The sequence below is a fragment of the Bacillus sp. GMa5/1 genome, assembly GCF_050172015.1.
GTDB lineage: Bacteria > Bacillota > Bacilli > Bacillales > Bacillaceae_G > Bacillus_A > Bacillus_A cereus.
Genome location: NZ_JBNLYC010000008.1, coordinates 1 through 26,598, shown reverse-complemented (window position 1 = coordinate 26,598; position 26,598 = coordinate 1). Strand labels below are relative to the sequence as shown.

The window sequence follows — 26,598 nt, the reverse complement described above, 5'->3', positions numbered from 1 at the left end:
GGCTTTTATAAATCGACATCAATCTCCGTTTTAAAGCTCTCATCCTTTGAGATACCTAAATACTTTAGTGTCTCTGATGGAGTCGCGTGATGAAAATGTTTTTGCAATAGTGCAATCGCTATCCCTCTTTTGTACGCATGAAATCCGAACGTTTTTCGCATTGAATTCGTTCCGATTTTACCAACAACTCCAACTGCTTCTGCAGCATTATGAATTACACGATACGCTTGTTGGCGCGTAATTGAATTTGGCGTTTTATTAGATTGGAATACGTAATTTTCTCTTTTAACGCCAATAGATTGTACGTAATCTAAAAGCGCTTCTTTTACTTTTGTATTTAAATAAATATCTTGTTTAAATTTTTCATCTTTCACAGGAAGAGCATAAAACTCTTTAACAGTCCCGTCTTCATTTAATACATCTTCAAATTTCATGCTAAGTAGTTCTGTAATTTTTAATCCTGTGTTAATTCCAATAACAAATAAAAGATAATCTCGCTGGGAGTGCTCTTTTAAATATTTTTTCATAGCCTCAATTTGGCTTATATCTTTTAATGCCTCTACAACTTCCATACATGTATTCTCCTCATCTTATGAACGGTAATTTTCTCATTATGTTGTCCATTTTACCTTATCATGCTATGAGATTTCCATGTGTTATCCATTATTTTCACAATATACTCAGGTGGTTCTGAAAACTTTCAATGTGGAAACTTACGATTGTATAAATACGTTGCGGTAAAAAAATGTGGGGATAAAAGTTCAGCTTCTTTCTACAGATTGGATTCCTCCTTTCCTTATACAGCTACTTCTACTTTTATATTACGTTACTTACTTACATTATATTATACATTTCAGTAACATTAAAGTGTTTTTTCTGAAAATAATAAAAACCGAGCGTTTTTGCTCGGTTTTTATTATTAATCTTCTTTCGGAAGAACAATTCCTTTATACAATTGAACTGTAATGAAGTAATAAATCGCATAAATAACTACGAAAATTACGATTGGTATCCAAATACGGAAGTACGGATCGATTAAAATAAATCCGAAAATATTCATACCAACTAATACGTGAGCGATACCCACAATTGCTGGGAATAAGAATACTAAGAATAGCTCTTTATAAATCGATTTCGTTAATAACTCACGGCGCACACCGATTTTACGAAGCATTTGATAACGCGTAATATCTTTTGATGCACCAGAAAGAATTTTAAACATAAGACAGCTTGCCATCATTGCTAAGAACGCAATTCCAAGGAAGAATCCCATAAATACTGTTCCACTCGCAATGCCATAGAACCCACTATAAGCTTGATATTTACTATCCATTTGTTCAGCTTTTACATTTTTATATTTATCTAGCTGCAACTCGTCAAGTTTTTTCCATTCTTTTTTATATGTTAAAAAATCATCTGTTTTTCCGATAAATGCTATACCTTCTTTACCATTTATCCCATCATACATTTTTTGATCTACAATTTTAATTGCATGATCATTGTATAAATAATATGGATGGATTGTACTAAAAGCATCTGTCCATTCCGCTGAAAGTTCTTTAGTATTCGCATCTTTTTGATTCATCTCTCTAGAAACTGCACCTACCGGTAGTTCCTCTGAAACTTTTTTCGTATTTACTAAATCCTTCATAGACTTCATCTTTGCCATATCTTTTACGAAAGGACGATTTTTCTCTAAATCTTCTTTTACATAGTAAACGTATTTATCATCAACTTTGTAACGATATTCGCTTTTCTCTTTAAATGTAATACCATCTAAAATTTTCTTTTCTTCAGCTGTTGGATTATGAACTACTGAATCATATATTACTAAACCATCTACCATTTTTATAACGTTATTTTTAAATGCCATACCACCTGAAATTGCACCAGCTCCAAGTGCAACTAACATTGCCACTGTTGCAAGTACTTTTGTTAAACTATTAATTCGGAAGTTTAATTGTGCAAATGTAAAAGCATTAAGTCCTTTTTCACTACGCTTTTTATTACTTTTTAACTTTTTAATAATGACTGGAAGAAGTGAGCCAAATAGCATGTAAGTACCAGCTGTCGTTGTAATTAATGCAATAAGGATTCCCATCTCTTTTAGTTTTTCCATATAGATCATAGATGCATAACCTATACCTAATAAAATAACAGCAAGGAATGCCACTACAACTGTCTTTTTACCTTTTACTGCAACACGCTCTGTTTGTGCATCTGCATGTACTAGTTGCAATACAGAAATACGTGACAATTTAATACTGTTCATAATTGCTGATAATACAAATAGTGCAAAGAAGAAGATGCAAGTAACAGTCATAGATGGTAGATAAAATGCTTTATACCCTTCACCAGCAAATTCAAGCTGTTTCATTAATAACTGTCCAATACCTTCTGCAAGTCCTACTCCAACTGCAATCCCGATTGCAAGAGACGCAGCACCTAATACGATTGTTTCAATAAACATAAGTAATGTAACTTTATGTTTTTTCGCACCTAACATCATATACATACCGAACTCTTTTTGACGAAGAGATAATAAGAAAGAGTTTGCATATAAAATGTAGAAGAACGTTATAATTGCTAATAAAAATGATCCTGCTTGGAATACGAATCCAATAGATTTAATCACTGAATTAGATTCTAAAAATGCTTTATTCAGTGCTAACGTTTGGAACATGTAAAAAATTGAAATCGACATGACAAGACCGACAAGTAAGACGATATAATCTTTCAGCTTACTTTTCAGCCCCGACATGGAAAGTTTAAATAACATACTGGAACCTCCTTTCTTACGCCTTTTGTGTACCTAAATCTGCAAGTACATCTAAAATTTCTTTGTAGAACTCTTCACGCGTACCACCGCGATGAATTTCTTTATATAGCTCGCCATCTTGAATGAATAAAATACGCTGACAGTAACTTGCACTATATGGATCATGCGTAACCATCATAATCGATACGCCTTGATCTTTATTTAAGTTTGTCATCGCATCAAGTAAACTCGTTGCATTTTTAGAATCAAGCGCTCCTGTTGGCTCGTCCCCTAAAATAATTGCCGGCTCATGCACTAAAGCACGCGCTGCTGCTGAACGTTGTTTCTGTCCACCAGATACTTCAGATGGATACTTTTGAAGTATTTCTGTAATCCCTAACATATCCGCTACTTTTTCTACTTTCGGTCCAATATTACGTGATGCGACACCTTGAAGAGAAAGTGGAAGTGCAATGTTTTCATAAATAGATAAGTTCTCTAATAAGTTAAAATCTTGGAAGATAAATCCTAATTTTTGCGAACGGAAATCTGAAAGCTCACCTTGCTTCATTTTTGTAATATCCGTTCCCGCAATTTCAACAACGCCACCTGTTGCCTTATCTAACGTTGAAATTACATTTAATAATGTCGTTTTACCGGAACCAGATGGTCCCATAATTCCAACAAACTCACCCTCTTGAATTGAGAATGAAACACCCTTTAACGCGTGTGATTGGTTCTCACCTTTTTTACCGTACACTTTTTGAACGTTTTTCACGTCTACAACTGGTTTCGTCATATATATCCTCCTACGCTTGTTTTTCCATTACCTATTTTGCGCTTTTTAGAAGTGAACTGCTATTTGTTAACATTACAATTACCTTACACTTTTGTAAGATAGAAAATGGATGCGTGTAAGGTTGGCTTTTCATACTAGTTCACATTTCGACATAGTAAATCGGTAAATGAAATTATATCGGCGATTGTTAAAATATATCAGCGGTTCTTACACTTTTATCAGCGATTTTTCAAATATATCGGCGATTCTTACACTTTTATCAGCGATTACCAAAATATATCGACTTATCGACAAAAGATGACAATAAAAATAGGCTGTTCCGCGAAAGGAACAGCCCACTGATTAAAGTTTCACTTTATTTCTTTAAAGGTGTTACCGTCCAGTACGTAATAACACGCCAAACCCATTCTAATGGACCCATTTTAAAGATTTTCATCCAAATTACACTAAACACAATTTGAATTGCATAAATTGCGATACATACATATAGCGTCTGCATGTATGTTAAGTTACCTGCAAAGTTAAATACACTACCAGCAATTAAAATCATTGCCGTTTGTCCGATATAATTTGTTAAAGCCATACGACCGTAGTATTTCAATGGTGCTAATAATGTTTGAACTGGTTTTAACTGAAGTAATAAAATTAATGCTCCTACATAGAAAGCTGAAATAATTGGTCCAACAGTAATACCAATTTTTAGAAACTGGCTTGCAGCATCCATTGTTCCATCTTCATTCATCAATATCATATTTACAAATGGGCCAGCAGGCACGTGTCCATATTGATACCATACAGCTGCCACACTTAAAACAAACATAATGCCTGTAAAAATAGCGACTTGCTTTATGTTTTTTGAAAGATTTTCAAATACACGATATTGTCCTGCAGCAAGACCTAATAAAATTAAACCAAGTGGTAATAGTTCTTTAACACCCATTACACTAAAGGCTATTGTCAAAATAAGACCAATTACTAAGTTCGCTTGTTTTTTCGCTTTATAAAACGGTAAAACGATTAATCCGCAAATTGCATATAACGTTAACGCTTCTCCAGGCTGAAACATGTAATGAATCAAACCAAAAATAAATAATGCAACTACGCGGCGGAAAAATAGAACATATCCATTTTTCCCTTTCGCAATCGCTCTTGTAATGAAGATATAGAATCCCACTCCAAATAAGAATGAGAAAATCGAGAAGAAACGACCTTCTACAAATAAGTATAGAAACCTTTGATAGCTAGCATCTACTGTATTAGGATCTGGAGTTTTAATATTAAGTAGTGCTAAAATATTTACTAAAATAATCCCCAGTAATGCGAAGCCACGAATGTAATCTAACTCATCAATTCGTTTGTTTGTAATATTGTTCCCCATAAAGCAGCTCCTTGTCCAAAATTTAATCCTCCCTTACTCTACTGGAAAAGGACAATTACAACTATCGGCAAACCTTACAGAAATCTTACACTATTGTCATATAGCAAAATAAAACCAGGTCATATTTCGACCTGGTTTACTCTGATTGTTTTGATTTTTGAGGTTGTCCTTTTTTACTATTACGCTGTTTTACTTGAACAATGGGATCAAGTTCATTCGAAAACTCAGCGTTATGTCCATTTTGTGTTTTTTGCTCTGGGTTATTTTGATCTGAACGTTTCGCCATTACATTCACTCCTTATTAGTGCGGTGTAATAATCATTTGATGTTGCAATTGGCGAATTGCCATACGTGCTCTATTTAATTGCTCACGTTGCTCATCATTCGCATGTTGTTGCATCGTTTGTAAATCGTTATACGCTTGTTCTAATTGTAACTGTGCATCTGAATACTCCATCGTATTGTAATGCTCTTGTCTCATGCCTTGTTCTAATTGTTCTTTTGCATATTCCACCGCTTGTTCCGCTTGTGTAATATACGATTCAAGTGATTGACGCTCTGCCATAATTGTCCCTCCTTGCTTCAATTCCCCTTTAGTGTGTCCCTTCCATCTCTACCTTATGAGTATGTTATAATGGATTTTGTTTCATTTTGACTCGGCTTAGGAGGGAAAATAATGAAGGTTCAAAACCCTTTTCCATATACAAACGACAATAAACGTTATCATACATGGAATTACCATTTACGAAATGAATTTGGTGAAAAAATCTTTAAAGTTTCATTAGATGCTGGCTTCGATTGTCCGAACCGTGATGGTACAGTTGCTTACGGTGGTTGTACATTTTGCAGCGCTGCCGGATCTGGCGACTTCGCTGGTGATCGCCGCGATGATGTTATAACACAATATCATGAAATGAAAGAAAAAATGCGCTCAAAGTGGAAAGATGGAAAATGTATCGCTTATTTCCAAGCGTACACAAATACACACGCACCACTTGAAGTGTTAAAAGAAAAATTCGAACCGCTTCTAGCAGAAAAAGATGTTGTCGGTCTTTCTATCGCAACTCGTCCAGATTGTTTACCAGACGATGTCGTTGAATATTTAGCGGACTTAAATAAACGTACGTATCTTTGGGTTGAACTTGGACTACAAACCGTTCATGAACGCACCGCAAACCTTATTAATCGCGCTCACGATTATCCGTCTTACGTGGAAGGCGTAAATAAATTACGTAAGCACGGCATTAGAGTTTGCTCTCATATTATTAACGGTCTTCCACTTGAAGATTACGACATGATGATGGAAACAGCTCGTGAAGTAGCGAAACTTGATGTACAAGGAATTAAAATCCACTTACTTCACTTATTAAAAGGAACGCCAATGGTGAAGCAATATGAAAAAGGACAACTCGAATTCCTTTCTCTTGAGGATTACGTAAGTCTTGTTGTTGACCAACTTGAAATTATTCCAGAAGACGTAATTGTGCACCGTATCACAGGTGACGGCCCACCTGATTTAATGATTGGTCCAATGTGGAGCTTAAATAAATGGGAAGTATTAAATTCCATCGATGCAGAATTTGTACGCCGCGGAAGCTGGCAAGGAAAATATGCAAATGAGGAGAAACAACAATGAAATTAGAACGTGTATTACCGTTTGCTCGCACACTGCTGCAAACGGCTGTTAAAGAAGGCGACTACGCTGTAGATGCAACTTTAGGAAACGGCCATGACACTTGCTTCCTAGCTGAAATCGTTGGGGATAGCGGAAAAGTATTTGGATTTGATATTCAAAAAGAAGCGATTGAAAGCTCAACAACTCGTCTAAAAGAAAAAGAACTTTTTGAACGTACTGTTTTAGTTCACGATAGTCACGATACACTTCTATCCGTACTACCAGAAGACGCAAAAGGAAAAGTAACAGGCGCTATCTTCAACTTAGGTTACCTTCCTGGCGGTGACAAGCATATCGTTACAAAACCGAACTCAACAATTTCGGCAATTGAACAATTACTAGAAGTAATGGCACCTGAAGGTATCATCGTCCTCGTCATTTACCACGGACACCCAGAAGGACAAGTAGAACGCGACGCTGTTCTCAAATTTGCAGAAGAGCTAGACCAAAAACAAGCTCACGTACTGCGATATGGCTTCATTAACCAACAAAACAACCCGCCATTTATTGTGGCGATTGAGAAACGATAAAGTGAAACTTTAATCAGTGGGGGGAATCCCCACTGATTATTAGTTGAACCAATCGGGCATTTATGGGCAGTTTATTTCCCAACTAACTTCTTTGCTCCAGCCGAATTTTAAGGTGGGAGTTTTACTGCCCGTTAATACGGGGTAATATATCAACGATTTTTCAATTATATCTATCGTAACTCGGGATATATCAACGATTTTTTCGATATATCTATCATAACTTACAATATATCAACGATTTCTCGGATATATCGATTGTTCGACAAAACATAACAAAAAAAGACGTGCACTCATTGCACGTCTTTTTGTTATCCTCCTATATAATGGATATAAACATTCTTAAAGGAGACGACACAATGATCGGAATACTAGCAGGAATGGGGCCAAAATCAACTGGACCATTCGTCGATACAGTTGTAGCAGGGTGTCAAACAATATACGGAGCAAAGCATGATATGGACTTTCCTCATATGATGATTTATTCATGCCCAACACCGTTTTACATGGATCGCCCTATTGATCACGAAGCGATGAAAAAAGCGATTATTGAAGGAGCACAAAAACTTGAAAGTACTGGCGCAAGCTTTATCGCTATGCCGTGCAATACGGCGCATCTTTATTTCGAGGAATTACAGCATTCTCTGTCCATTCCGATTTTAAATATAGTCGATGAGACGTTACAAGCAATTCCTGAAACTACAAAAAGAGTCGCTCTTCTTGCAACGGAAGCGACAGTTCAAGCTGGTATTTATCAAGACGGGATTGCAAAGCGGAATATAGAATACATTCATTATGAAAAATGGCAAACGATGATTAATCAAATTATTACGTATATTAAAAGCGGAGAAGTTGAAGAAGCTCGCAAATTATGGAACGCACTCGTTGTGCAATTGAAGGATGAAGTAGATACCGCAATTATCGCATGTACTGATTTGAATGTTGTGGCTAGTGAGGATTTTGTTGATTCTTCTCAATGTCTTGCGAAAGCGGTTGTTAGGATGTACTTATCAAATATAAAGAGATCTTCATAAACATAGAAAACACTCCTTCTAAAATGTGTTTTATGTTTAATAAAAATCCCACAAACTTTTAACTTTCTTCACAATTCTTTCAAAGTAATCACACTTAATCTCGCTATATTAAATAAGTAGTTATTCATATAGGGAAGGTTAGGGGAACTAAGAGTATGAAAGTAAATCGTTCGCTTCATTACATTTTTTGGCGTTGGCATTTTTATGCTGGGCTTTTTATTACGCCGCTTCTTATTACTTTGTCACTGAGCGGAATTGGGTATTTATTTCGGGAGGAAGTTGAAGATTTCATCTATAAAGATTTATATTTTGGGAAGAGCGCCCAAACAGAGTCTATTTCGATGTCTGATTCTATTTCCTTAACAGAGAAAAAATATCCACATTATAGTGTGGCGAAAATTAGTGAGTTTAATGGGGATTATAATACGAGACTTACGATTACAAATGAATATACAGGGCAACAAAAGTATGTGTATTTAGACAGTAATAATCAAATTGTTGGGGATCAAAATGCAAGTGAAACGTTTGCCAATATAATGCGGGAATTACATAGTTCTCTTTTAGTTGGTGGCACTGTCATCAACTATACTGTAGAACTTGCGGCGTGCTGGACAATCTTTTTAATTGTAACTGGTTTGTATATGAGTATACGACAGTTCAAAAACACACCAGCATCCAATAAGCGAGAAAAAGCAAAACGACGTCATTCTATTATCGGTATTATATTTACAATTCCACTCGTTCTGCTAGTCGCATCTGGATTGCCATGGTCAGGATTTATGGGTAACCAAATTTATAAAATTGCGTCGTCGAATGAATCTCTCGGATATCCGAAATTGTATATGGCGCCGCCTGAATCAAAGGTAAAAGAATTGCCATGGGCAACAAGAAAAGAAGCTCCTCCTGAATCGGATTCAAATGAACCGAAAGCTATTTCTGTCGATGAATTACAAAAAGGAATTGAAATAAAGAAGCCATACGTTATCTCACTACCAGCTGATCCGAAAGGTGTATTCACTGTTTCGAAATCGAGCGGTTCTGGTATTACAGGTATGCATGTTGCACCAAATGAAGAGATAACAGCTTACTTTGATCAATATAGCGGAAAGCTTATTTCCAAAACGGACTATCGTGATTATGGATTACTTGCACAATGGTTCACTTACGGCATCCCGCTTCATGAAGGACATTTATTTGGATGGCCAAATAAAATATTATGCTTACTAACAACATTATCTCTACTACTTCTTATTTATTACGGAGTAAAAATGTGGTTAGCAAGAAAGCCGAAAGGAAAATTAGCAGCACCTCCAAAACAAAGAGATAAGAACAGTATATTCGTTTTCTTTATCATGATGGTTATACTGGGCGCTGTCATGCCTTTATTTGGATTATCTGTATTAGTGATTTTTGCGATTGAACTTCTTATATATGTATTTTCAAAAATACAATCATAATGAAAAGAAAACCACTCTACATGAGTGGTTTTCTTCATCACTGCGCTGTTTTCTTTCGGTACATCTTCCCGTTCCAATAGAAGAATCGTGAAGTGAGGCCTCCGTACTTTACAATGCGCCGTGCCATTTTGTGCATATTCTTTTGTGCTGATACTTTTTGATCTGATAAATAAATACCAAGTAACCCTCGGCTTATAAGGCGATGAAACTTCGCATGAGGCAAATCACCAATGCTCTTCTCCGCTTCTTCTACAAAATGTTTCATCCGATCTAATATCGCTTGCTCGTTTTCGTAATAACTACAGAAATTCAAATCTCCGCCTATACGGTCTTCTTCTTGATCAATGAAATAATCAAGTAAGATATGAAGCCCTTGTACGTAAGGGAAGTATCCTTGTCTAATTTTCGCAATATCTTCATCATGTAATTCATCATGAAAGGCATATGCGACAAGACAGAAGATTCCAAGCGTAGAACCGGCACATGCTGAAAATTCAAACCAACTCATCTCTGGTAAGTTTTCTTTATGCGCTTCAAACCACTTTTGTAATCGTGGTTCTCTTTCTTCTAATTTTACATGTTTATGAATTTGTAAATCACAATAATAACAAGCAAGTTCATGAAGAACAGGAGCAATTTTATCATAGTGCTTCGTTTTCTTTAAAACATCTTGGCATGTTTCAACAAGTTCATCTAAATAACCACCATCATCTTGATCATCACGATAACGATAATAATTACCGCCGCCTTCTACTTCAGGTGATAATGCCATTAACATCGATTCATGCAGTGCGGCAAAATCATTTGGATCAAGTGATGTACTGCGATCACATAAATTATCTAAATAGTCGCTGATCGTTTGATACGCTACGATAAAACGAATACATTCTTCTCGGTGTTCATTTGCTAGCAGAGCTAAAATGCCACCGCCCTCGCAATGAAACGTTTTATGCTCAATACTTGCGATTGCCTGACTATGAAGCTCATCATTCGGAATATGGTAGGCACGCTCTTTCCACATCGCTAGCTCATGGTGTACAACCGGAAACACATCACGGTATACTTTCGCCATGAGCGTTATGGGATTACTCGGTACGTTCACTTCTTCCTTCATCTCCTCTATTAAATGTACAAATAATGATTTATTTGTTTGTTTTTACTATATTATTGACATGCATTTCAGTAAATGACTGAATATAACTCAAAATTTCATCACGCTCATACTCATTTAATAGCTCGTGATAACAATTCGGCCATTCTTTAAAAGCCTTATCACTTATTTTAACATTATCAAACCAAGTGCGGACACGTGTTTTATCTACAAGTTTATCCTCACAAGCTTGCATTAGCAAGAGCGGAACATCTGGAAAATCATCTATTTTTTTATGAGCAATTTCGATAGACTTAATCAATTCACTATACCAACGTACTGATACTTTGCGCAAGAACAAAGAATCATTCTCCATTGCATCTCTCACTTCATGGTTACGTGTTGACATTTCCACCGTAAGATTCGTTGCAAATTGCAATTTTGGAGCCACAACATTTAATATTCTTGAAGCAAATTGAAGCGGAGCAGAGGGTCCAGTCACTACCCCTAAACAAGGCGAACTCAAAATAATACCTTCTACATCTTCTCTCTTCGTTTCTTGCATCATACGAATGACAATAAGACCACCCATACTATGACCGAATAGAAAAATAGGTAACCTATACTTTCTTGCTTCTTTCACCCATAATTTAACTTCCTCTATGTATTCATCAAATGAATCAATATGTCCTCTATTTCTTGAAGTCGTTCCATGTGACGGAAGATCCCCCATCACGACGTGGTAGCCGATATGATTCCACATTTCCGCAACGGCTTCGTAACGTCCGTGATATTCCATTGCGCCGTGCACAATAACAATGACCGCTTTTGCTTCCTCCGCTTCATAATTCCACATACGGCTCTCCTCCATTTCACTCTTTCTCATAATTTGATACACTAAAACTAGTCTCTAGGAAAGGAAGACTTTACATGATATATCCTTACAAAGAAAAAAAACCGAAAATTGCGAGTAGTGCTTTTATCGCTGACTATGTTACGATTACAGGCGATGTTTCCGTTGGCGAGGAATCAAGTATTTGGTTTAATACAGTCATCCGTGGTGATGTGTCACCGACAATCATTGGAGACCGAGTAAATGTACAAGACCAATGTACACTTCACCAAAGCCCGCAGCATCCTCTTATTTTAGAAGATGACGTAACAATTGGGCATCAAGTCATTTTACATAGTTGCCATATTAAGAAAGATGCTTTAATTGGAATGGGATCTATTATATTAGATGGTGCTGAAATTGGCGAAGGAGCTTTTATCGGCGCTGGAAGCCTCGTTTCACAAGGAAAGAAAATTCCGCCGAACACGTTAGCTTTCGGTCGTCCCGCGAAAGTCATTCGTGAATTAACAGAAGAAGACCGTAAAGATATGGAGCGTATTCGCACGCAATACGTTGAAAAAGGTCAATATTATAAATCATTACAGAAGTAAATTTCCGCTGCCATAAGATTGGCAGCTTTTTTTATATAAAATCTAACTTTTTCTTTACAAAACATTATTACTCCCTCAACAAAATCTTATTAAAATAAAAGCTAATATCTCCATATATATGTAGATGAGGGAGGAGAATTTTCATGAAGGTCAGTGGGTTATATAAAATAGAATGTTACATTTTCAGAGGAATTAACCGCTACTTTGATCAAAAAACATTAAATATCTTTTTCAGCAATATTACTCATATCGGTGGCGCGACTTTCTCCATCGCACTCACACTTTTCTTTTTAATTTTCGCAAAGGGAACTTTGCATCAAGCTGCAATTGCAACTGCTATTTCGTTAGCAATTAGCCATATTCCTGTGCAAATATTAAAAAGGTGGTATCCGCGAAAACGTCCTTATTTAACAATTCAGGATGCAAAATATCCAGTCCATCCATTAAAAGACCACTCTTTCCCGTCTGGTCATACAACAGCCGTTTTCTCTGTCTTCATTCCATTTATTTGCTATAATCCAAGCTTACTTGCTTTCCTATTACCGTTAGCATTATGCGTCGGTATTTCACGTATTTATTTAGGACTTCACTATCCGTCAGATGTATTCGTCGGTATGTGCCTTGGCACTTGCTCTGGCATCATCTCTTTTTATCAATTCATCCCACTTTTCACATAAAGGAGTGATATGATGAGAGTCGCCATTTTTACCGATACTTTTACGCCACAAGTTAACGGGGTTGCGAAAACGTTAGAGCGATTAACACAATATTTTCAGAAAGAACAGATCTCCTATTCTGTTTTCGCTCCTCAGCATACAGCTAAAGATAATTTTGTAGCGAATGTGAATAAGATGAGAAGTATCCCGTTAACAATATTATATCCAGAATGTCGTTTTTCTTTTCCTACTCCGCGCATTAAACGAGAACTACTTTCCTTTAAACCTGACATTATTCACATTGCCACACCTTTCAACATGGGACTTTGTGGATTGTATTATGCAAAAAAGTTAAACATCCCAGTTGTCGGTTCTTATCATACTGATTTCGATGCCTATTTACGTTATTACAAAATCGAATTCCTCTCCAATATGCTGTGGAACTATTTAAAATGGTTTCATAGTCATATGCAAAAAAATTTTGTACCTTCCTTTGAAACATTACATCAATTAAAAAACAAAGGCTTTCAGACCCTCTCTATATGGGGACGTGGTGTAGATTGCACACTCTTTCATCCTGCTTACAATACAGACCTATTCCGAAAAAAATATAATATTACAGCGAAGTATGTCCTTTCCTATGTTGGACGAATTGCTCCTGAAAAAGATATTGATACGCTGCAACACCTTATCGTTAAAACAGCACATACTCGAAACGATATTCATTGGCTCATTGCAGGAGACGGTCCTCTAGCAACAAGTTTACGTGAAGCTGTTCCGAAAACAAATATCACTTTTACTAGCTATTTACAAAGTGCAGATTTAGCTGAAGCATATGCTTGTTCTAACATAATGGTGTTTCCATCAGCTACTGAAACATTCGGAAATGTCGTACTTGAATCACTCGCATGCGGTACACCTGTCATTGGTGCAAGTAGTGGCGGGGTTAAAAATATTATTACAGATGGAAAAACGGGAGTTCTTTGTCCGCCTAAAAATGAAGATGCATTTCTATCATCCATTTATTTTTTATTACAAAATGAAGAAAAACTTGAGCAGATGGGAATAGCAGCTTCATCTTTTGCGAAATCAAAGAGCTGGGATGAGATCTTTCACGGTTTGCTTAACCAATATGAAGAAGTCCTGCAGCATAACGCATCAGAGTTGCTTGCTTAAATAGAAAAACTCCCTTCAAAAAAACGAAGGGAGTTTATTACATGGTCATAAATTTTAGTTTAATAAATGATACATAAGGTTAAACATTGTTTTATTTCTATATTAATTATATCAAAAATAAACATAACTAAACAGACTTGTAATAAAAACCCATAAAAATCAATATATGGTTATACAGTATTTTAAACTGTATAATGATTTTAAGAATTCCCCTTAAAATCAACTTACTCACATACCTTTATACAGCAATTGTTCCCCAATTCTGTATATCAAAAAACCTTTCATTCATTTGAAAGGTCTTTTTGAGCCTGCACATATTCTTCTTTCGTATTTACATTTATAAACCAATCCGCATTCGCTTGTACATCTTCTCCAGAAACATACTTCACATTACATAGTGATAAAAGCTGGCCCATACTTCTTTTTTCTTCCTGAAGTAAAGCATAAATCTTTTCTTTCACGCGGTTATGATACGCCGCAAGTAGCGGTTGTTTTCTTCCATTAATAATAGGTACAACCGCATCATATTCATTGCTCGTTTGCTCTAGTAAAATGGCAAACCATTGATGCGAAACGTTTGGTGCATCGCAAGGCATAATAGCGTACCAATCTGCTTCTATGTATTCCATACCTGATACAATGCCCGCAAGCGGTCCATTTCCTTTATAGTGCGGGATATCTTCTATAACAGGAACTTGTACGAATTGCTCTACTCGCTCTTTTATATCAGTATGGCTAATTACTACAATGTCTTGCAAAGTAGTTCCCATCACTTTCACAATATGCTCAACAAAAGTAGTTCCCTTCCAAATTGCTAACGCTTTCGGCTCACCAAATCTACTCGACATACCGCCCGCTAATACAATTCCAGCACACTTACTCATTGGCGATGCAGCTCAAATGTAATATGGCCTAATTCCGGTAAAATTAATTTATTCATCGCAAGTCGAACCGCTCCGCTAGACCCTGGCATCGAGAAGACTACTTTGCGCCCAATTGTACCACCAATCGCTCTACTTAACATTGCGCTGCTTCCGATATCTTCTAAATAACTAATCATACGGAACAGCTCACCAAATCCAACAATTTCTTTATCTAATAACGCTGATACTGCTTCAATTGTGACATCACGTTTCGTAATACCAGTACCGCCATTTGTTAATACAACATCTACATCTTCCTTATGATAACCAGCTAACACCGCTTGCTGAATACTTTCTTTATCATCTTTTACAATTTCATAAGAAGTTACTTTATGTCCCGCTTCTTTTAACAATTCATGTAATAGTTGTCCGCTCTTATCTGTTTCTTCCGTACGTGTATCGGAAATCGTAACAATCTTGCAACGCACTTCTTTGGGGGCTTGTTTTTTATGTTCAGTTACACTCATTTTTTATCTTTCCTTTCTTAAAGACTTTTCTTCATTTTATCATACATACCTTTACACAATTATGTATGAAGCCAATCATGCGCCATGATACAATATAAGTATACTAACCCACAAAAAGGAAAGTGTACTTTCTTATACTCCTAGACTACACATCTTTAGCTACTCTTTATATTTTCTACATAATAGAATTCAATTTTAAAACTTGTACTAAAAAATAAATTGGAGGTCTACATAGTATGGAACTTTATAAAAAATTAACAACAACATTTATCCTCTTATTCATCGCTTCAATCACTGTCGGCTTTTCCTTAAAAGGCGCAATTCCATACGCTACATTAGTAAGCATTATATTCGCGACACTATTTTTACTAAGTAGTGCCTTTTGCGCAAGTAAAGCACGTCAAATGAAAGGTTGATTACATATGTTCAAAAAGAAATCAATCTTTTGTAAATCATGTAAAACAGAAATACAAACGTATGAAAAAGCGTGGATTCATATGCCCTTTCCGGCGAATGGCATGACGAATATGAAAAAGTATATTGAATTAGAAGGACAAATTTATTGTAGTTCGTGTGTTGAGATAATGAACAAAAACCAGTAAATACAAAAGGGGTGTTTACATTGTTTGAATCCAACCGTATCCAGTTACGAAAGTTTTCCGAAGATGATATTCTAACATATTATAAATGGCATAATGATATAGACGTTATGAGTTCAACTACACTCACTCTTGATAAACATTCCTTTCAAGACACAGAAAAACTTTGCCGGCAATTTATTCATTCTTCGAACTCTAAGAGCTATATCATTGAAGAAAAAGCTACGCATCTTCCAATTGGTATTACTTCTTTAATTCATATTGATTCGTATAATCGAAACGCTGAATGCATTATTGATATTGGTAAAAAGGATTACTGGGGGCAAGGTTATGGGCAGGAAGCTTTAACCCTATTATTGGATTATGCATTTTTAGAATTAAATTTACATCGCCTTTCTTTACGAGTATTTTCTTTTAACGATAGAGCAGTTAAATTATATAAATCACTTGGTTTTCAACATGAAGGAACTTGTAAAGAAGCTATATTCCGCAACGGCACTTGGCATGACATTGAACTCTTCGCTTTATTCCAACGTAATTATAAATAAAAAAAGCTTTGCGCTCACCGCGCAAAGCTTTTTTTCATATATTATAGACCAGCTTGCTCTTTTAAAGCTGCAGCTTTGTCTGTACGTTCCCATGATAGATCTACATCAGTACGTCCGAAGTGGCCGTAAGCTGCTGTTTGTTTGTAAATTGGGCGACGTAAGTCTAACATTTTAATAATACCAGCCGGGCGAAGATCGAAGTTGTTACGAACTAGTTCTACTAGTACGTCTTCAGATACTTTACCAGTGCCGAATGTATCAACTGAAATTGATACTGGTTGTGCTACACCGATTGCGTATGCAAGTTGTACTTCTGCTTTTTCAGCAAGACCAGCTGCTACGATGTTTTTCGCAACATAACGAGCTGCATATGCTGCAGAACGGTCAACTTTTGTTGCATCTTTACCAGAGAATGCACCGCCACCGTGGCGAGCGTATCCACCGTAAGTATCAACGATGATTTTACGTCCTGTTAAACCAGCATCACCTTGTGGTCCACCAATTACGAAGCGGCCAGTTGGATTAATGAAGAATTTCGTTTCTCCATCCATTAATTCTGCTGGTACTACAGCTTTAATTACGTGCTCTTTTAAGTCGCGATCGATTTCTTCCCATGTAACATCTGGGTGATGTTGTGTAGAAATTACGATAGTATCAACACGTACTGGTTTACCATTTTCATCATACTCAACTGTAACTTGCGTTTTTCCATCTGGACGTAAGTATGATAATGTATCATCTTTACGTACTTCAGTTAAACGGCGAGCTAATTTGTGAGCAAGCGAGATTGGAAGTGGCATTAATTCTTGTGTTTCATTACATGCAAAACCAAACATTAAACCTTGGTCTCCTGCACCAATTGCCTCAATCTCAGCGTCAGTCATTTGACCTTCGCGTGCTTCTAGCGCTTGGTCAACACCCATAGCGATGTCAGCAGACTGCTCATCGATAGATGTTAAAACAGCACAAGTTTCTGCATCGAATCCGTATTTTGCGCGTGTGTAACCAATGCCTTGAATTGTTTCACGAACGATTTTCGGAATATCTACGTAAGTAGAAGTCGTAATTTCCCCCGCTACCAATACTAAACCAGTTGTTACAGTTGTTTCACAAGCTACACGTGCATTTGCGTCTTTTGATAAGATCGCATCTAAAATTGAATCAGAAATTTGGTCACAAATTTTATCTGGATGTCCTTCAGTTACAGACTCAGATGTGAACAGATGACGTTTTTTTGTCATGTGGTAAACCTCCCTACAGTAATTGTATATATTGTACGGAACTCATCCTTAATTTGCCACAAACTGCGACATACATTTATTCTCCCACACAAGCATACAGAAAAACCTTTCCTACTTTACATAGAGGAAAGGTTTAATTTGCTACTTGCATACTGCTTTTTGCCCTTCGCTCTTATCGTTCGAGACCTGTAGCCTCGCACAGGTTTTAGCACCTATTCACCTGCATTTATCAATACAAGTGAGGTTGCTGGGCTTCATCGGGCCTGTCCCTCCGCCAGCTCGGGATAAGAGAGTATCCGTCCCAACCTATACTAAAGAAATGATATTCATTTGTCAATTAATATTCACATTTTCCTGAAAGTTTTTCTCAATACGCCTGAAATGAAATATTAATAAGGAAATAATGCATTCACACAAACAAAAAGAAATAAATAGTATACATTATTTATATAATTGTGTTATACTCTTGTTGGGGATTACGAGAAATATTTCATTAAATGAAAAGGATGGTATATAAATATGAGTACTGTGAATGTCCAAATTGGTTTACACGAATTATTGAACGGAAGCAATGCACAGATTCAACTAAGTGTTCCGCAATTAGTGGAAAAAGTATTAATGCGAAATGAAGGGAAATTAACTTCTACTGGTGCCGTTTCTGCTTCAACAGGAAAATATACAGGACGTTCTCCTAAAGATAAATTTATTGTGAAAGAAGCATCGGTTGCTGACAAAATTGCTTGGGGAGCTGTGAACCAACCGATTTCTGAAGAACATTTTAATAAATTATATACTAAAGTTTTAGAATACTTAAAAGAAAAAGAAGAGTTATTCGTCTTCAAAGGATTTGCAGGCGCTGACCGCAATTACCGCCTACCAATTCAAGTTATTAACGAATATGCATGGCACAATTTATTTGTACATCAATTATTCATTCGTCCAACTGAAGAAGAATTAACGACTCATGAATCAGAATTCACAATTGTTTCTGCACCGAATTTCAAAGCTGATCCAGCTGTTGACGGTACAAACTCTGAAGCATTCATTATGGTTTCATTCGAAAAACGCATCGTATTAATTGGTGGTACAGAATACGCTGGAGAAATGAAAAAATCAATCTTCTCTATTATGAACTTCTTATTACCTGAACAAGATATTCTTTCTATGCACTGTTCTGCAAACGTAGGTGAAGAAGGCGATGTAGCATTATTCTTCGGTTTATCTGGAACAGGTAAAACAACATTATCTGCTGATCCAAACCGTAAATTAATTGGTGATGATGAGCACGGTTGGTCTGATAACGGTGTATTCAATATTGAAGGCGGTTGCTACGCGAAATGTGTAAACCTTTCTCACGAGAAAGAACCACAAATTTTCGATGCAATCACATTTGGATCTGTTTTAGAAAACGTTATCATTAATGACCAAACGCGTATCGCAGACTATAACGATACTACTTTAACAGAAAATACTCGTGCTGCATACCCTATGCATGCGATCGACAATATCGTACTGCCAAGTGTTGCTGGACACCCAAATACAATCATTTTCTTAACTGCTGATGCATCTGGCGTATTGCCTCCAATCAGTAAGTTATCAAAAGAACAAGCTATGTATCATTTCTTAAGTGGTTACACTAGTAAACTAGCAGGAACAGAGCGCGGTGTTACATCTCCGCAAGCAACATTCTCAACTTGCTTCGGTTCACCATTCTTACCACTTGATGCATCTCGCTATGCTGAAATGCTTGGTGAAAAAATTGAGAAACACGATGCGAAAGTATTCTTAGTAAACACTGGCTGGACTGGTGGCGAATACGGCGTTGGTAAACGTATGAACTTAGGTTACACTCGTGCAATGATTCAAGCTGCATTAAACGGTGAACTTGCGAAAACTGAAACAGCTAAACATGACATCTTCGGTCTTGAAGTTCCACTTCACGTACCAGGTGTACCTGACGAAGTGTTAATGCCTGAACAAACTTGGGCTGATAAAGCTGCTTACAAAGCAAAAGCAATCGAACTTGCAAATGAATTCAAAGCTAACTTCAAAAAGTTCGACAGCGTATCTGAAGACATTATTAACTTAGGCGGTCCAATCGCTTAAATTAAAACTTTCTGTTGGAATAACCCTTTACTCATATGAATAAGTGTCGTGTAACCGTAAAGTTTCGCGTACTCACCGACAAAACCCAATGCGGCTTAACGGTTACACACACTTACATAAAAAAGAAGCTTACGTGAAAACGTAAGCTTCTTTCTATATCTTATATAAAGTGAAGCGCTAATCTCTTCATCTGTGACTTAGATTATAAAATTACAGCTGCAAATTTATACATTATATTCCTACTCGCTACATCTCTCTGGTTTCACACCACATGGGAGCAAAAAAGGCCCTGACCGCTTCTATCCGTGGCTGGATCATCTATTCCATCTAAAAAGAAGTCTTTTATCTTTTTTAGCTCTTTGTTAGTTCTTTCTCATCTTTCATGCTATAGTATCCTAAATTAACAACGATTAAGAAATAACCACCCATAATCCCTACTGCAAATGCCCACATAACCATGTGGTGCTCAATTTCGTACATAATAATAGCACCCAAAATGGCAGCTGCAAAACGGTTAAACATACCGAGTGTCGGTGCTTTCGTCTTCTTTACAATACTATCTCCAAGCTTCTCAATTCTTCTCCCTAAAAGCCAAACGCAATACATACTTACAATAAGCCCAATTCCAGCGCCTAAAAAATGTGCCGAAAAAGGTGTTAACATCCAACCTAGTAACAAAATACCTAGTATATAATACGATTGGATTTTAAATGATCTTAGTGACATACTAATCATGCTGTACCTCTCTTCATTCGTTCTTATCTATCCAACAAAAAATTTCTTTCAAATTCATATTCCTTACATCCATTTCACTCAAATTAAAAAAAACATAAACAGTATGTTTATGTTTTTTAAATGTTTTTAGGAAATAATATTATACAAGATTTCAAACATCATATTCTCATATTTTGTGACGGTTTTTCAAACTTTTTTCGTCCATTTATGAAAAAAATGATATCAATCTATGAACATACGGATATGATGTAATAAACACACAAATAAAGGGGGCGTCTAATGATTTATTTTTTAATGGCTCTCATTCACCTCATTATCCCTGCACTTATTGGACTTTCATTGTATTGGTACACGAAAAACCATAGCATTTTTTACGCTGTCCTCGGTGTTCTTCTTCCAGGTATTATTCTTATTACACTCTTCCGTATTCCATTTTTAAACTTAATTCCACTTATTACTGCTATCTTATTTCTCATCTTCTTACCAAAAATAAAAAAATAGGAAAGCAGATCATAGGTGATCTGTTTTCCTATTTTGATATAGGTTCCCCTGCAATAGAATGAACTTTTACTTTCTCCGATTTCACAAACCATAGACCGACAAAAATGATAATTCCACCGATGATTTGTTGAAACGATACATATTCATTTGCCCAGACAGCTGCAAATAAAACAGCTACAAGCGGCGTTATATACATATATACCATCGTATGTGACGCCCCAATTTTTTGAACACCAACATACCACATTACTAGACCAAATACTGTTACAAAGAAAATAGAATATAGTAAAGCAAATAGTGTCATTCCGTGAGTAATGTGAAATGGCATGACAAACACATGTGGACCACTTAACACTAATAGCGGAATCGCACCCACTAATGCAGACCATGCTGTAACACGTAATGCTGAATATTTTTTAATTAATGGTCCTGCTAAAACAGGATAAAGCCCCCAACATATTGATGTAATAAGTCCAATTCCATTGCCATAAAAAGAACTAGTAAGCGAATGTCCTGCTACTAAAACTAATGCTGCACCAACAAAGGCAGTCATAGAACCGATTAACTTTCGAGAAGAAAACTTTTCTTGTTTCAAGAAAATCGCAAATGCAGTTGTAAAAATAGGTGAAATAGAAATGAGTAAAGAGGCATTTGTAGCAGATGTATATTTGACAGTTTCCATAAATAACGTTTGATACAGTACAATACCTACAATGCTAACGATAATTAATCTAGGTATATCCTTTCGCTCCATATAAACCGACTTTTCAATAAAAAAGGTAAGGAGTAACAGAAGCGGTGCCGCCGCCATCATGCGAAGTGCAGTAAACTCAATTGCTGTAAATTCTAAAAGTCCATACTTCGCAATTGTATAGTTAATCCCCCAAATAATAACAACACTTAAAATTAACAACTCAATTCCCCATCTTCTCATGCGTATCCCCTCCGCAAAGAAGATTATACAGAAAATTCAATCACATGTACATTTCATTATGTGAAAAAATCTTTTTACTTTTGAAACGTTTTGGTAAATGAAATTATATCGGCGATTTTCTGAATATATCGGCGCAACTCCATTTATATCGGCGATTTCCCAAATATATCAGCGCAACTCCATTTATATCAGCGATTTTTTCAATATATCGACTTATCAACAAAAATCGACAATAATAGCGACTTATAAAATAAAAAAGGTGATTCCAAAATACATTTTGGAATCACCTTTCCTTTACTATATTCGAACGTGTAACTTCATATTTGGATTATAAAACTGGCTCGGGCTCTTTAACTGAAAAGTTCCTCCACCTTCATGCCAATCAACAGTTAACTTATCATCCATAAATACAAGTTTTGTACGATCAGCGATAAAGTTCATTGTGCTTGATTCAATATCCACATCGCGCTCATCTTTCTCTGCTACAGCTACTAAATCGATGATTCCGCTCATGACACAACCGCAACCCTCATTATCGTAAAATAACTTTATATATTTCGCTTCACTTGGAATCGTATCCATAATCTTTTTATATGCTGCTTCTGTTACAGTAACGTACATATGTTAATCTTCATCCTCTCTTCTCTTCTCTTCTCTTATCATTCATATATTGTATCACCATTTTTCTCAAAAGTTATATACAGAAAATTAAGACTAATATACAATGTATGTGATAAAGTTTCAGCAATCGAGCTTTTATGAGTAGTTCATGCAGGAGAAAGGATGTTTACTATCCGTGTTCAAACTACAACGATATCCCATGTTATTAGGTCTATTTAGTAGTTTCTTCATTTCTAGCGGAATGCTATTACAGCATGTACTTCCCTATTCTCCTTCTATTAGCTGGATCCTAGGTTTTATTTGTTTCCTATCCGCTTCTTATTTTGCTACGAAGAATACAAACAACTCATAAAGCAAGAATCATCTTAAGGAGGATTATCAAACATGCCAGCCTTAAAAAAAATAGAGCAATCACTCGATCACTTATTCCAAATTGAAAAATACGGAAAAGATAGTGCCTTTAGTCGATTTATCCCAGCCGTATATGATCCTATCAAATTTCCTTGGCAACAATTTTTCGAAGCAAATTTTGTAGATTTATTTAACGGCCTTATGATGCACGGATCTGAAAATGTAAACAAAGTATTTTTAGCTGTATTCCCTACAGATGACGTTCTTGAAACATTCATTTCACAATCCACACCTGGTGATTTACTCTTTATGCACCATCCCCTTGTAATGGAGTGTGGTGATCCGCTTGGAAGATCCGGTCGCGGTTTCATACCAATTCCTGAAAAATATTTGCAAGGAATAAAAGAAAAACAACTTTCTATATATACATGTCACGTACCAATGGATTTTCATCAAACGCATGGAACGAGTATTTCAATTGCAAAAGCATTAAACGCTACTGTAGTGGACGACTTTGCATATGGAGGTCCAGAACAAGAACCAATTGGCCTTATTTGTGAAATAGATGAAACATCAACAGAAGCACTCCAAAAACATCTAAAACAACTCTTCCAGATTCCTTACACAGACTTCGAAGGTAAACGACATGATTCCATTAAAAAAATCGCAATTATCGCTGGGTGTGGCGATGTTGTATCTTTAATGAAGGAAGCAGAAGAAAAAGGTGCTGAAGCATATATTACAGGAGAAATCCACTGCCATATCGACAATGATTACGGCCGACATAAATACTCGCTCATTATGGATTATGTAAAAGAAACGAATATGTCTCTAATTGGTGTGTCACACTCTGCCTCTGAATATTTAGTGAAAGAGACATTGATGTATGAGTGGTTTAAAGAAAATTTTGATGTGGATGTTATTTTGCTTCCGCAGGAGAAATGGTGGCTCTAACGCTATCATTTTTTAAATTTATATACACAATACAATCGACCACAGAAAAATAGAGAAATGTGAAAGCACCACCTGTACCAACGTAAATGCTTTCGTTGTGCCGGAAAACGAACCTACTGGTAGCACCGAGTTTACTGGCGCTACCAGTATTACAGCATGAATATATATTCTATTTTTCTAATCACTGACATATAGCAATTCATTTCATAAAAAAAAGACCCGAGATTCGGGTCAACAAATAGAAATATAAATGAACTACAACAAATAACAGACAAAGCCATTATATATTTTTCATAGTAAAACATCCATTATTTTCTTTTTACACTATCAATATATTATTTTTCGTTATCGTCCTCTTTTTTAGAACGTCTACCTAAGAAGAACACAAAAGCATTACTTCCAAATAAGTGATGTTTTTTCTATTTAATGCAGTGGTAACATAACCTCAACCGTTGTTCCAACCCCAACTTCACTTTCAAAACTCATTTTACCATTGTGGTCTTTAATAATTTTTTCTGTAACTACTAAACCTAGACCAGTTCCTGTTTCTTTCGTTGTATAAAAGGCTTCATTTAACTTTGGAATTTTATCTTTTGGAATACCACATCCCTCATCTTTCACTTGAACGATGATTCCATCTTTTACAGTAACTTTAATCGTAATTGTTCCCCCAACTGACATTGCTTCAATTGCATTTTTGATTAAATTAAAAAAGACCTGTTTTAATCGTTTTTCATCACATGTAATGGACGGTAAGTCTTTACTATAAATACCTTGTATGTGGACTCCTTGTTTTAAAGCAGGCTTTTCCATAACTCGAATAACATAAGAGATAATTTCTTGTATGTTATGAGTTTCTGATTCTAGTGATTTAGATTTCTCAAATCCACTAAGTTCTGTAGCAATTATATGAATCCGATCTACTTCTTGTTTCATAATATCACTATAAATTTTATCCTCTGGATGCTTGTCGGCTTGTTTATTCACAAGTTTTTTTAAGTTTGCTAAAGGTCTTCTAATCTTATAACCAATAACCGTTGCCATTTTTCCAACAGCTGCTAGTTTTTCTGTCTGTTTTATTTCTTTGTCCATCATCTCAAGCGTACGAACGTAAGACTGAACCCTCAAAAATATAATCCAACATATAATAGTAAATACACTATATAATGCCATTGGGATTAAAACGAGAGAAGATTGAATAATGATTCCTGTAAGAGCGTACTTCCCGACAAGTATCGCTGGAACTAACCAGAAATATCTTTTGTTCACAAAGATTGGTGCGAACAAAATAAAAAATACTTCTACTATATTTCCACCGTCGAATTCCGCATCGCTACCATAATAAATCATAATGTTATGGATACAATCTAATACATTATAGCCAATTAGAATAATATACTTTACCACAAAAACATTCTTCCATTTCATAAAGTATATTCCACTGCAAAACAATACTACCGTCAAAAAGTAAAGCCATAAACCTAAACCATCTTCAAACTTTCCTACGCCTTCTTGCTCTCCCGCGATTAAAGGTACGATAAATTCATAGGCAAGATCATACACAAAAAATATAATAAAAAATAAACTTAAAAATACTTTCAATGCCTTTATTTCTTCATTTTTAAATATATAGCCTTTATTCATATGGTAACTCCTAGCTTTTCTTCCACTTGGATTTCAGTATTTCCACACTTCCTTGGGAGAATGATGTCTATTCTCGTTCCACTATCTCTTTCACTTGAAATATGCAGCTCACCAAGGTGCTCGGCGACAATTCGATTCGCTACCGTAAGTCCCAGACCAATTTTATCTTGTTTCGTTGTATAAAAGGCTTCTGTAACACGGGTTAAGTTTTCTTGCTTAATACCATGACCATTATCGATTACGCTGATTATTACATATTCTTTCCCTGTATTCTCTAATTGCAAATGTAATATGCCACCTTGTTCCATTGCCTCTAAAGCATTTTTTATCGTATATAAAAAGACTCCTCTTATTTTTCGTTCATCACATTCAACTTCTATTGTTTTTTCTTCCACATTAGAAATAAACTGCACGTTTAATTCATTCATTTTTCCGCGAAGACTTGTTATTACTTGTAATACAATTTTTCCTACATCATGTTTCTTATAAATAGAAGGTTTGCATGTAGCAACTTCCATCAACTCACTTATCATATTATTCATATTTTCTATTTCAAAAATCATACGTTTATAAATAGGATCCTCTTCATGCTTCTCTCGTTGTAATTGCGTAAATCCTTTTAATGAAGCCAGTGGATTTTTAATTTCATGTCCAACAGTCGCTGCCATTTTTCCGATTACTGCTAATTTTTGTGATTCACTAGCAATCGCAATACTTTCCTTTACGGCTGAAAGATATTGTAAAAATCGATTTAAAATGATATATGCAGCTATTAACATAAGTGTACACATAATAAGGAACATAAATGCTTTTATTTCCTCTAATACAAATAAATAAATTAAATATTTTCCTACAATAGAGGAAAGCAAAAACACATAAAATTTTTTATTTAAAAATATGGGTACAAAGAAAATGAGAATAATTTCTATTATATTTGTCGCATCAAACGCCGCCTTATTATAAAAAATATACGAAACTATA

General features: G+C 35.8%; 29 protein-coding genes and 1 riboswitch. Of the genes, 13 read left to right on the top strand and 16 right to left on the bottom strand.

All coding sequences use genetic code 11. The features are described from left to right. Nucleotides 1-5: 5 nt before the first annotated feature. From ACQGSG_RS03690 to ACQGSG_RS03665, 6 genes are all read right to left on the bottom strand, one after another. Nucleotides 6-572 carry a tyrosine-type recombinase/integrase gene (locus tag ACQGSG_RS03690; RefSeq protein WP_000454205.1) on the bottom strand — a complete coding sequence of 189 codons (567 nt, stop codon included), beginning with the start codon at nucleotides 570-572 and terminating at the stop codon, nucleotides 6-8. A 347-nt stretch (nucleotides 573-919) separates the two neighbouring features. Beyond that, nucleotides 920-2,779 (bottom strand): FtsX-like permease family protein, encoded by a 1,860-nt coding sequence (locus ACQGSG_RS03685; protein ID WP_000897799.1) that lies wholly within the window; start codon nucleotides 2,777-2,779, stop codon nucleotides 920-922. 16 nt (nucleotides 2,780-2,795) lie between these two features. Beyond that, nucleotides 2,796-3,557: an ABC transporter ATP-binding protein gene (locus ACQGSG_RS03680; RefSeq protein ID WP_000165837.1), complete on the bottom strand. Its 762-nt coding sequence runs from the start codon at nucleotides 3,555-3,557 to the stop codon at nucleotides 2,796-2,798. Between the two features lie 355 nt (nucleotides 3,558-3,912). Further along, on the bottom strand, nucleotides 3,913-4,935 hold the full coding sequence (locus tag ACQGSG_RS03675) for a DUF418 domain-containing protein (protein ID WP_000527734.1): 1,023 nt from the start codon (nucleotides 4,933-4,935) through the stop codon (nucleotides 3,913-3,915). A 136-nt stretch (nucleotides 4,936-5,071) separates the two neighbouring features. After that, entirely contained in the window at nucleotides 5,072-5,221 is a 150-nt protein-coding gene (locus tag ACQGSG_RS03670) for a hypothetical protein (protein WP_001129340.1), read from the bottom strand. A gap of 15 nt (nucleotides 5,222-5,236) precedes the next feature. Further along, on the bottom strand, nucleotides 5,237-5,500 hold the full coding sequence (locus tag ACQGSG_RS03665) for a YtzC family protein (RefSeq protein WP_000840871.1): 264 nt from the start codon (nucleotides 5,498-5,500) through the stop codon (nucleotides 5,237-5,239). A 111-nt stretch (nucleotides 5,501-5,611) separates the two neighbouring features. Between ACQGSG_RS03665 and ACQGSG_RS03660 the strand changes: the two genes are divergently transcribed. The 4 genes from ACQGSG_RS03660 to ACQGSG_RS03645 all read left to right on the top strand — a co-directional run bounded on the left by ACQGSG_RS03660 (nucleotide 5,612) and on the right by ACQGSG_RS03645 (nucleotide 9,628). Further along, on the top strand, nucleotides 5,612-6,571 hold the full coding sequence (locus ACQGSG_RS03660; RefSeq protein WP_000868034.1) for a TIGR01212 family radical SAM protein: 960 nt from the start codon (nucleotides 5,612-5,614) through the stop codon (nucleotides 6,569-6,571). Next, nucleotides 6,568-7,140, top strand: coding sequence for a class I SAM-dependent methyltransferase (locus ACQGSG_RS03655; RefSeq protein ID WP_000764497.1), 573 nt, complete (start codon nucleotides 6,568-6,570; stop codon nucleotides 7,138-7,140). The genes ACQGSG_RS03660 and ACQGSG_RS03655 overlap by 4 nt, the downstream gene beginning before the upstream one ends. Before the next feature lie 356 nt (nucleotides 7,141-7,496). Next, the gene (locus ACQGSG_RS03650; RefSeq protein WP_000579320.1) at nucleotides 7,497-8,171 is read left to right on the top strand and encodes an aspartate/glutamate racemase family protein; all 675 of its coding nucleotides are present in this window, start codon (nucleotides 7,497-7,499) and stop codon (nucleotides 8,169-8,171) included. A gap of 155 nt (nucleotides 8,172-8,326) precedes the next feature. Beyond that, a complete protein-coding gene (locus tag ACQGSG_RS03645) occupies nucleotides 8,327-9,628 on the top strand; it encodes a PepSY-associated TM helix domain-containing protein (RefSeq protein WP_000867838.1) in 1,302 nt (433 codons plus the stop codon). 37 nt (nucleotides 9,629-9,665) lie between these two features. Here the strand turns inward: ACQGSG_RS03645 and ACQGSG_RS03640 are convergent, their stop codons facing one another. Both ACQGSG_RS03640 and ACQGSG_RS03635 read right to left on the bottom strand, forming a co-directional pair. Continuing rightward, nucleotides 9,666-10,730, bottom strand: a complete 1,065-nt coding sequence (locus ACQGSG_RS03640) for a tetraprenyl-beta-curcumene synthase family protein (protein WP_001102467.1) — start codon at nucleotides 10,728-10,730, stop codon at nucleotides 9,666-9,668. A 40-nt stretch (nucleotides 10,731-10,770) separates the two neighbouring features. Continuing rightward, nucleotides 10,771-11,574, bottom strand: a complete 804-nt coding sequence (locus tag ACQGSG_RS03635; RefSeq protein WP_000267424.1) for an alpha/beta hydrolase — start codon at nucleotides 11,572-11,574, stop codon at nucleotides 10,771-10,773. A gap of 74 nt (nucleotides 11,575-11,648) precedes the next feature. Here ACQGSG_RS03635 and ACQGSG_RS03630 point away from each other — a divergent pair, with 74 nt between their 5' ends. From ACQGSG_RS03630 to ACQGSG_RS03620, 3 genes are all read left to right on the top strand, one after another. Continuing rightward, nucleotides 11,649-12,161 (top strand): gamma carbonic anhydrase family protein, encoded by a 513-nt coding sequence (locus ACQGSG_RS03630; protein ID WP_000640184.1) that lies wholly within the window; start codon nucleotides 11,649-11,651, stop codon nucleotides 12,159-12,161. 143 nt (nucleotides 12,162-12,304) lie between these two features. Then, complete coding sequence (locus ACQGSG_RS03625) at nucleotides 12,305-12,838, top strand: phosphatase PAP2 family protein (RefSeq protein ID WP_000868592.1); 534 nt, start codon at nucleotides 12,305-12,307, stop codon at nucleotides 12,836-12,838. Between the two features lie 12 nt (nucleotides 12,839-12,850). Further along, nucleotides 12,851-13,993 (top strand): glycosyltransferase family 4 protein, encoded by a 1,143-nt coding sequence (locus tag ACQGSG_RS03620; RefSeq protein ID WP_001261607.1) that lies wholly within the window; start codon nucleotides 12,851-12,853, stop codon nucleotides 13,991-13,993. A gap of 281 nt (nucleotides 13,994-14,274) precedes the next feature. On the opposite strand, the gene ACQGSG_RS03615 is transcribed toward ACQGSG_RS03620, so the two are convergent. Both ACQGSG_RS03615 and ACQGSG_RS03610 read right to left on the bottom strand, forming a co-directional pair. Continuing rightward, nucleotides 14,275-14,877 carry a molybdenum cofactor guanylyltransferase gene (locus ACQGSG_RS03615; protein ID WP_000030834.1) on the bottom strand — a complete coding sequence of 201 codons (603 nt, stop codon included), beginning with the start codon at nucleotides 14,875-14,877 and terminating at the stop codon, nucleotides 14,275-14,277. Further along, the gene (locus ACQGSG_RS03610) at nucleotides 14,874-15,383 is read right to left on the bottom strand and encodes a MogA/MoaB family molybdenum cofactor biosynthesis protein (protein WP_000117124.1); all 510 of its coding nucleotides are present in this window, start codon (nucleotides 15,381-15,383) and stop codon (nucleotides 14,874-14,876) included. The genes ACQGSG_RS03615 and ACQGSG_RS03610 overlap by 4 nt, the downstream gene beginning before the upstream one ends. A gap of 236 nt (nucleotides 15,384-15,619) precedes the next feature. Here ACQGSG_RS03610 and ACQGSG_RS03605 point away from each other — a divergent pair, with 236 nt between their 5' ends. The 3 genes from ACQGSG_RS03605 to ACQGSG_RS03595 are packed head-to-tail and all read left to right on the top strand — an operon-like array spanning nucleotide 15,620 to nucleotide 16,530. Further along, nucleotides 15,620-15,799 carry a hypothetical protein gene (locus tag ACQGSG_RS03605; protein ID WP_000424800.1) on the top strand — a complete coding sequence of 60 codons (180 nt, stop codon included), beginning with the start codon at nucleotides 15,620-15,622 and terminating at the stop codon, nucleotides 15,797-15,799. A gap of 6 nt (nucleotides 15,800-15,805) precedes the next feature. After that, a complete protein-coding gene (locus ACQGSG_RS03600; protein ID WP_000473617.1) occupies nucleotides 15,806-15,985 on the top strand; it encodes a hypothetical protein in 180 nt (59 codons plus the stop codon). A gap of 20 nt (nucleotides 15,986-16,005) precedes the next feature. Further along, nucleotides 16,006-16,530: a GNAT family N-acetyltransferase gene (locus tag ACQGSG_RS03595; protein WP_000464118.1), complete on the top strand. Its 525-nt coding sequence runs from the start codon at nucleotides 16,006-16,008 to the stop codon at nucleotides 16,528-16,530. Between the two features lie 41 nt (nucleotides 16,531-16,571). On the opposite strand, the gene metK is transcribed toward ACQGSG_RS03595, so the two are convergent. Continuing rightward, nucleotides 16,572-17,771, bottom strand: a complete 1,200-nt coding sequence (metK, locus tag ACQGSG_RS03590) for a methionine adenosyltransferase (RefSeq protein ID WP_000163123.1) — start codon at nucleotides 17,769-17,771, stop codon at nucleotides 16,572-16,574. Nucleotides 17,772-17,940: 169 nt separating this feature from the next. After that, nucleotides 17,941-18,062: riboswitch (SAM riboswitch) on the bottom strand. 228 nt (nucleotides 18,063-18,290) lie between these two features. On the opposite strand from metK, the gene pckA reads away from it, so the two are divergent. Next, the gene (gene pckA, locus ACQGSG_RS03585; protein WP_000108802.1) at nucleotides 18,291-19,877 is read left to right on the top strand and encodes a phosphoenolpyruvate carboxykinase (ATP); all 1,587 of its coding nucleotides are present in this window, start codon (nucleotides 18,291-18,293) and stop codon (nucleotides 19,875-19,877) included. 351 nt (nucleotides 19,878-20,228) lie between these two features. Here pckA and ACQGSG_RS03580 read toward each other — a convergent pair whose 3' ends face one another. Further along, nucleotides 20,229-20,612, bottom strand: coding sequence for an ATP synthase subunit I (locus ACQGSG_RS03580; RefSeq protein WP_000624926.1), 384 nt, complete (start codon nucleotides 20,610-20,612; stop codon nucleotides 20,229-20,231). A 279-nt stretch (nucleotides 20,613-20,891) separates the two neighbouring features. Between ACQGSG_RS03580 and ACQGSG_RS03575 the strand changes: the two genes are divergently transcribed. Next, nucleotides 20,892-21,113 carry a hypothetical protein gene (locus tag ACQGSG_RS03575; RefSeq protein ID WP_000639042.1) on the top strand — a complete coding sequence of 74 codons (222 nt, stop codon included), beginning with the start codon at nucleotides 20,892-20,894 and terminating at the stop codon, nucleotides 21,111-21,113. Between the two features lie 28 nt (nucleotides 21,114-21,141). Here ACQGSG_RS03575 and ACQGSG_RS03570 read toward each other — a convergent pair whose 3' ends face one another. Both ACQGSG_RS03570 and ACQGSG_RS03565 read right to left on the bottom strand, forming a co-directional pair. Then, nucleotides 21,142-22,047: a DMT family transporter gene (locus ACQGSG_RS03570; protein WP_097813947.1), complete on the bottom strand. Its 906-nt coding sequence runs from the start codon at nucleotides 22,045-22,047 to the stop codon at nucleotides 21,142-21,144. 297 nt (nucleotides 22,048-22,344) lie between these two features. After that, the gene (locus tag ACQGSG_RS03565; RefSeq protein ID WP_000289569.1) at nucleotides 22,345-22,668 is read right to left on the bottom strand and encodes an iron-sulfur cluster biosynthesis family protein; all 324 of its coding nucleotides are present in this window, start codon (nucleotides 22,666-22,668) and stop codon (nucleotides 22,345-22,347) included. 384 nt (nucleotides 22,669-23,052) lie between these two features. Between ACQGSG_RS03565 and ACQGSG_RS03560 the strand changes: the two genes are divergently transcribed. Continuing rightward, the gene (locus ACQGSG_RS03560; protein ID WP_097995480.1) at nucleotides 23,053-23,973 is read left to right on the top strand and encodes a Nif3-like dinuclear metal center hexameric protein; all 921 of its coding nucleotides are present in this window, start codon (nucleotides 23,053-23,055) and stop codon (nucleotides 23,971-23,973) included. Between the two features lie 423 nt (nucleotides 23,974-24,396). Here the strand turns inward: ACQGSG_RS03560 and ACQGSG_RS03555 are convergent, their stop codons facing one another. Further along, complete coding sequence (locus ACQGSG_RS03555) at nucleotides 24,397-25,617, bottom strand: ATP-binding protein (protein ID WP_001032637.1); 1,221 nt, start codon at nucleotides 25,615-25,617, stop codon at nucleotides 24,397-24,399. Next, nucleotides 25,614-26,598, bottom strand: a 985-nt coding sequence (locus tag ACQGSG_RS03550) for an ATP-binding protein (RefSeq protein ID WP_426947017.1), incomplete at its 5' end; no start/stop codon positions are given. The genes ACQGSG_RS03555 and ACQGSG_RS03550, both read right to left, overlap by 4 nt.

Excerpts from the sequence above, each read along its gene's own strand:
- ACQGSG_RS03690 (WP_000454205.1), bottom strand. The coding sequence starts at position 572 with ATGGAAGTTGTAGAGGCATTAAAAGATATAAGCCAAATTGAGGCTATG.
- ACQGSG_RS03685 (WP_000897799.1), bottom strand. The coding sequence starts at position 2,779 with ATGTTATTTAAACTTTCCATGTCGGGGCTGAAAAGTAAGCTGAAAGAT.
- ACQGSG_RS03680 (WP_000165837.1), bottom strand. The coding sequence starts at position 3,557 with ATGACGAAACCAGTTGTAGACGTGAAAAACGTTCAAAAAGTGTACGGT.
- ACQGSG_RS03675 (WP_000527734.1), bottom strand. The coding sequence starts at position 4,935 with ATGGGGAACAATATTACAAACAAACGAATTGATGAGTTAGATTACATT.
- ACQGSG_RS03670 (WP_001129340.1), bottom strand. The coding sequence starts at position 5,221 with ATGGCGAAACGTTCAGATCAAAATAACCCAGAGCAAAAAACACAAAAT.
- ACQGSG_RS03665 (WP_000840871.1), bottom strand. The coding sequence starts at position 5,500 with ATGGCAGAGCGTCAATCACTTGAATCGTATATTACACAAGCGGAACAA.
- ACQGSG_RS03660 (WP_000868034.1), top strand. The coding sequence starts at position 5,612 with ATGAAGGTTCAAAACCCTTTTCCATATACAAACGACAATAAACGTTAT.
- ACQGSG_RS03655 (WP_000764497.1), top strand. The coding sequence starts at position 6,568 with ATGAAATTAGAACGTGTATTACCGTTTGCTCGCACACTGCTGCAAACG.
- ACQGSG_RS03650 (WP_000579320.1), top strand. The coding sequence starts at position 7,497 with ATGATCGGAATACTAGCAGGAATGGGGCCAAAATCAACTGGACCATTC.
- ACQGSG_RS03645 (WP_000867838.1), top strand. The coding sequence starts at position 8,327 with ATGAAAGTAAATCGTTCGCTTCATTACATTTTTTGGCGTTGGCATTTT.
- ACQGSG_RS03635 (WP_000267424.1), bottom strand. The coding sequence starts at position 11,574 with ATGTGGAATTATGAAGCGGAGGAAGCAAAAGCGGTCATTGTTATTGTG.
- ACQGSG_RS03630 (WP_000640184.1), top strand. The coding sequence starts at position 11,649 with ATGATATATCCTTACAAAGAAAAAAAACCGAAAATTGCGAGTAGTGCT.
- ACQGSG_RS03625 (WP_000868592.1), top strand. The coding sequence starts at position 12,305 with ATGAAGGTCAGTGGGTTATATAAAATAGAATGTTACATTTTCAGAGGA.
- ACQGSG_RS03620 (WP_001261607.1), top strand. The coding sequence starts at position 12,851 with ATGAGAGTCGCCATTTTTACCGATACTTTTACGCCACAAGTTAACGGG.
- ACQGSG_RS03615 (WP_000030834.1), bottom strand. The coding sequence starts at position 14,877 with ATGAGTAAGTGTGCTGGAATTGTATTAGCGGGCGGTATGTCGAGTAGA.
- ACQGSG_RS03610 (WP_000117124.1), bottom strand. The coding sequence starts at position 15,383 with ATGAGTGTAACTGAACATAAAAAACAAGCCCCCAAAGAAGTGCGTTGC.
- ACQGSG_RS03605 (WP_000424800.1), top strand. The coding sequence starts at position 15,620 with ATGGAACTTTATAAAAAATTAACAACAACATTTATCCTCTTATTCATC.
- ACQGSG_RS03600 (WP_000473617.1), top strand. The coding sequence starts at position 15,806 with ATGTTCAAAAAGAAATCAATCTTTTGTAAATCATGTAAAACAGAAATA.
- metK (WP_000163123.1), bottom strand. The coding sequence starts at position 17,771 with ATGACAAAAAAACGTCATCTGTTCACATCTGAGTCTGTAACTGAAGGA.
- pckA (WP_000108802.1), top strand. The coding sequence starts at position 18,291 with ATGAGTACTGTGAATGTCCAAATTGGTTTACACGAATTATTGAACGGA.
- ACQGSG_RS03580 (WP_000624926.1), bottom strand. The coding sequence starts at position 20,612 with ATGATTAGTATGTCACTAAGATCATTTAAAATCCAATCGTATTATATA.
- ACQGSG_RS03575 (WP_000639042.1), top strand. The coding sequence starts at position 20,892 with ATGATTTATTTTTTAATGGCTCTCATTCACCTCATTATCCCTGCACTT.
- ACQGSG_RS03570 (WP_097813947.1), bottom strand. The coding sequence starts at position 22,047 with ATGAGAAGATGGGGAATTGAGTTGTTAATTTTAAGTGTTGTTATTATT.
- ACQGSG_RS03565 (WP_000289569.1), bottom strand. The coding sequence starts at position 22,668 with ATGTACGTTACTGTAACAGAAGCAGCATATAAAAAGATTATGGATACG.
- ACQGSG_RS03560 (WP_097995480.1), top strand. The coding sequence starts at position 23,053 with ATGCCAGCCTTAAAAAAAATAGAGCAATCACTCGATCACTTATTCCAA.
- ACQGSG_RS03555 (WP_001032637.1), bottom strand. The coding sequence starts at position 25,617 with ATGAATAAAGGCTATATATTTAAAAATGAAGAAATAAAGGCATTGAAA.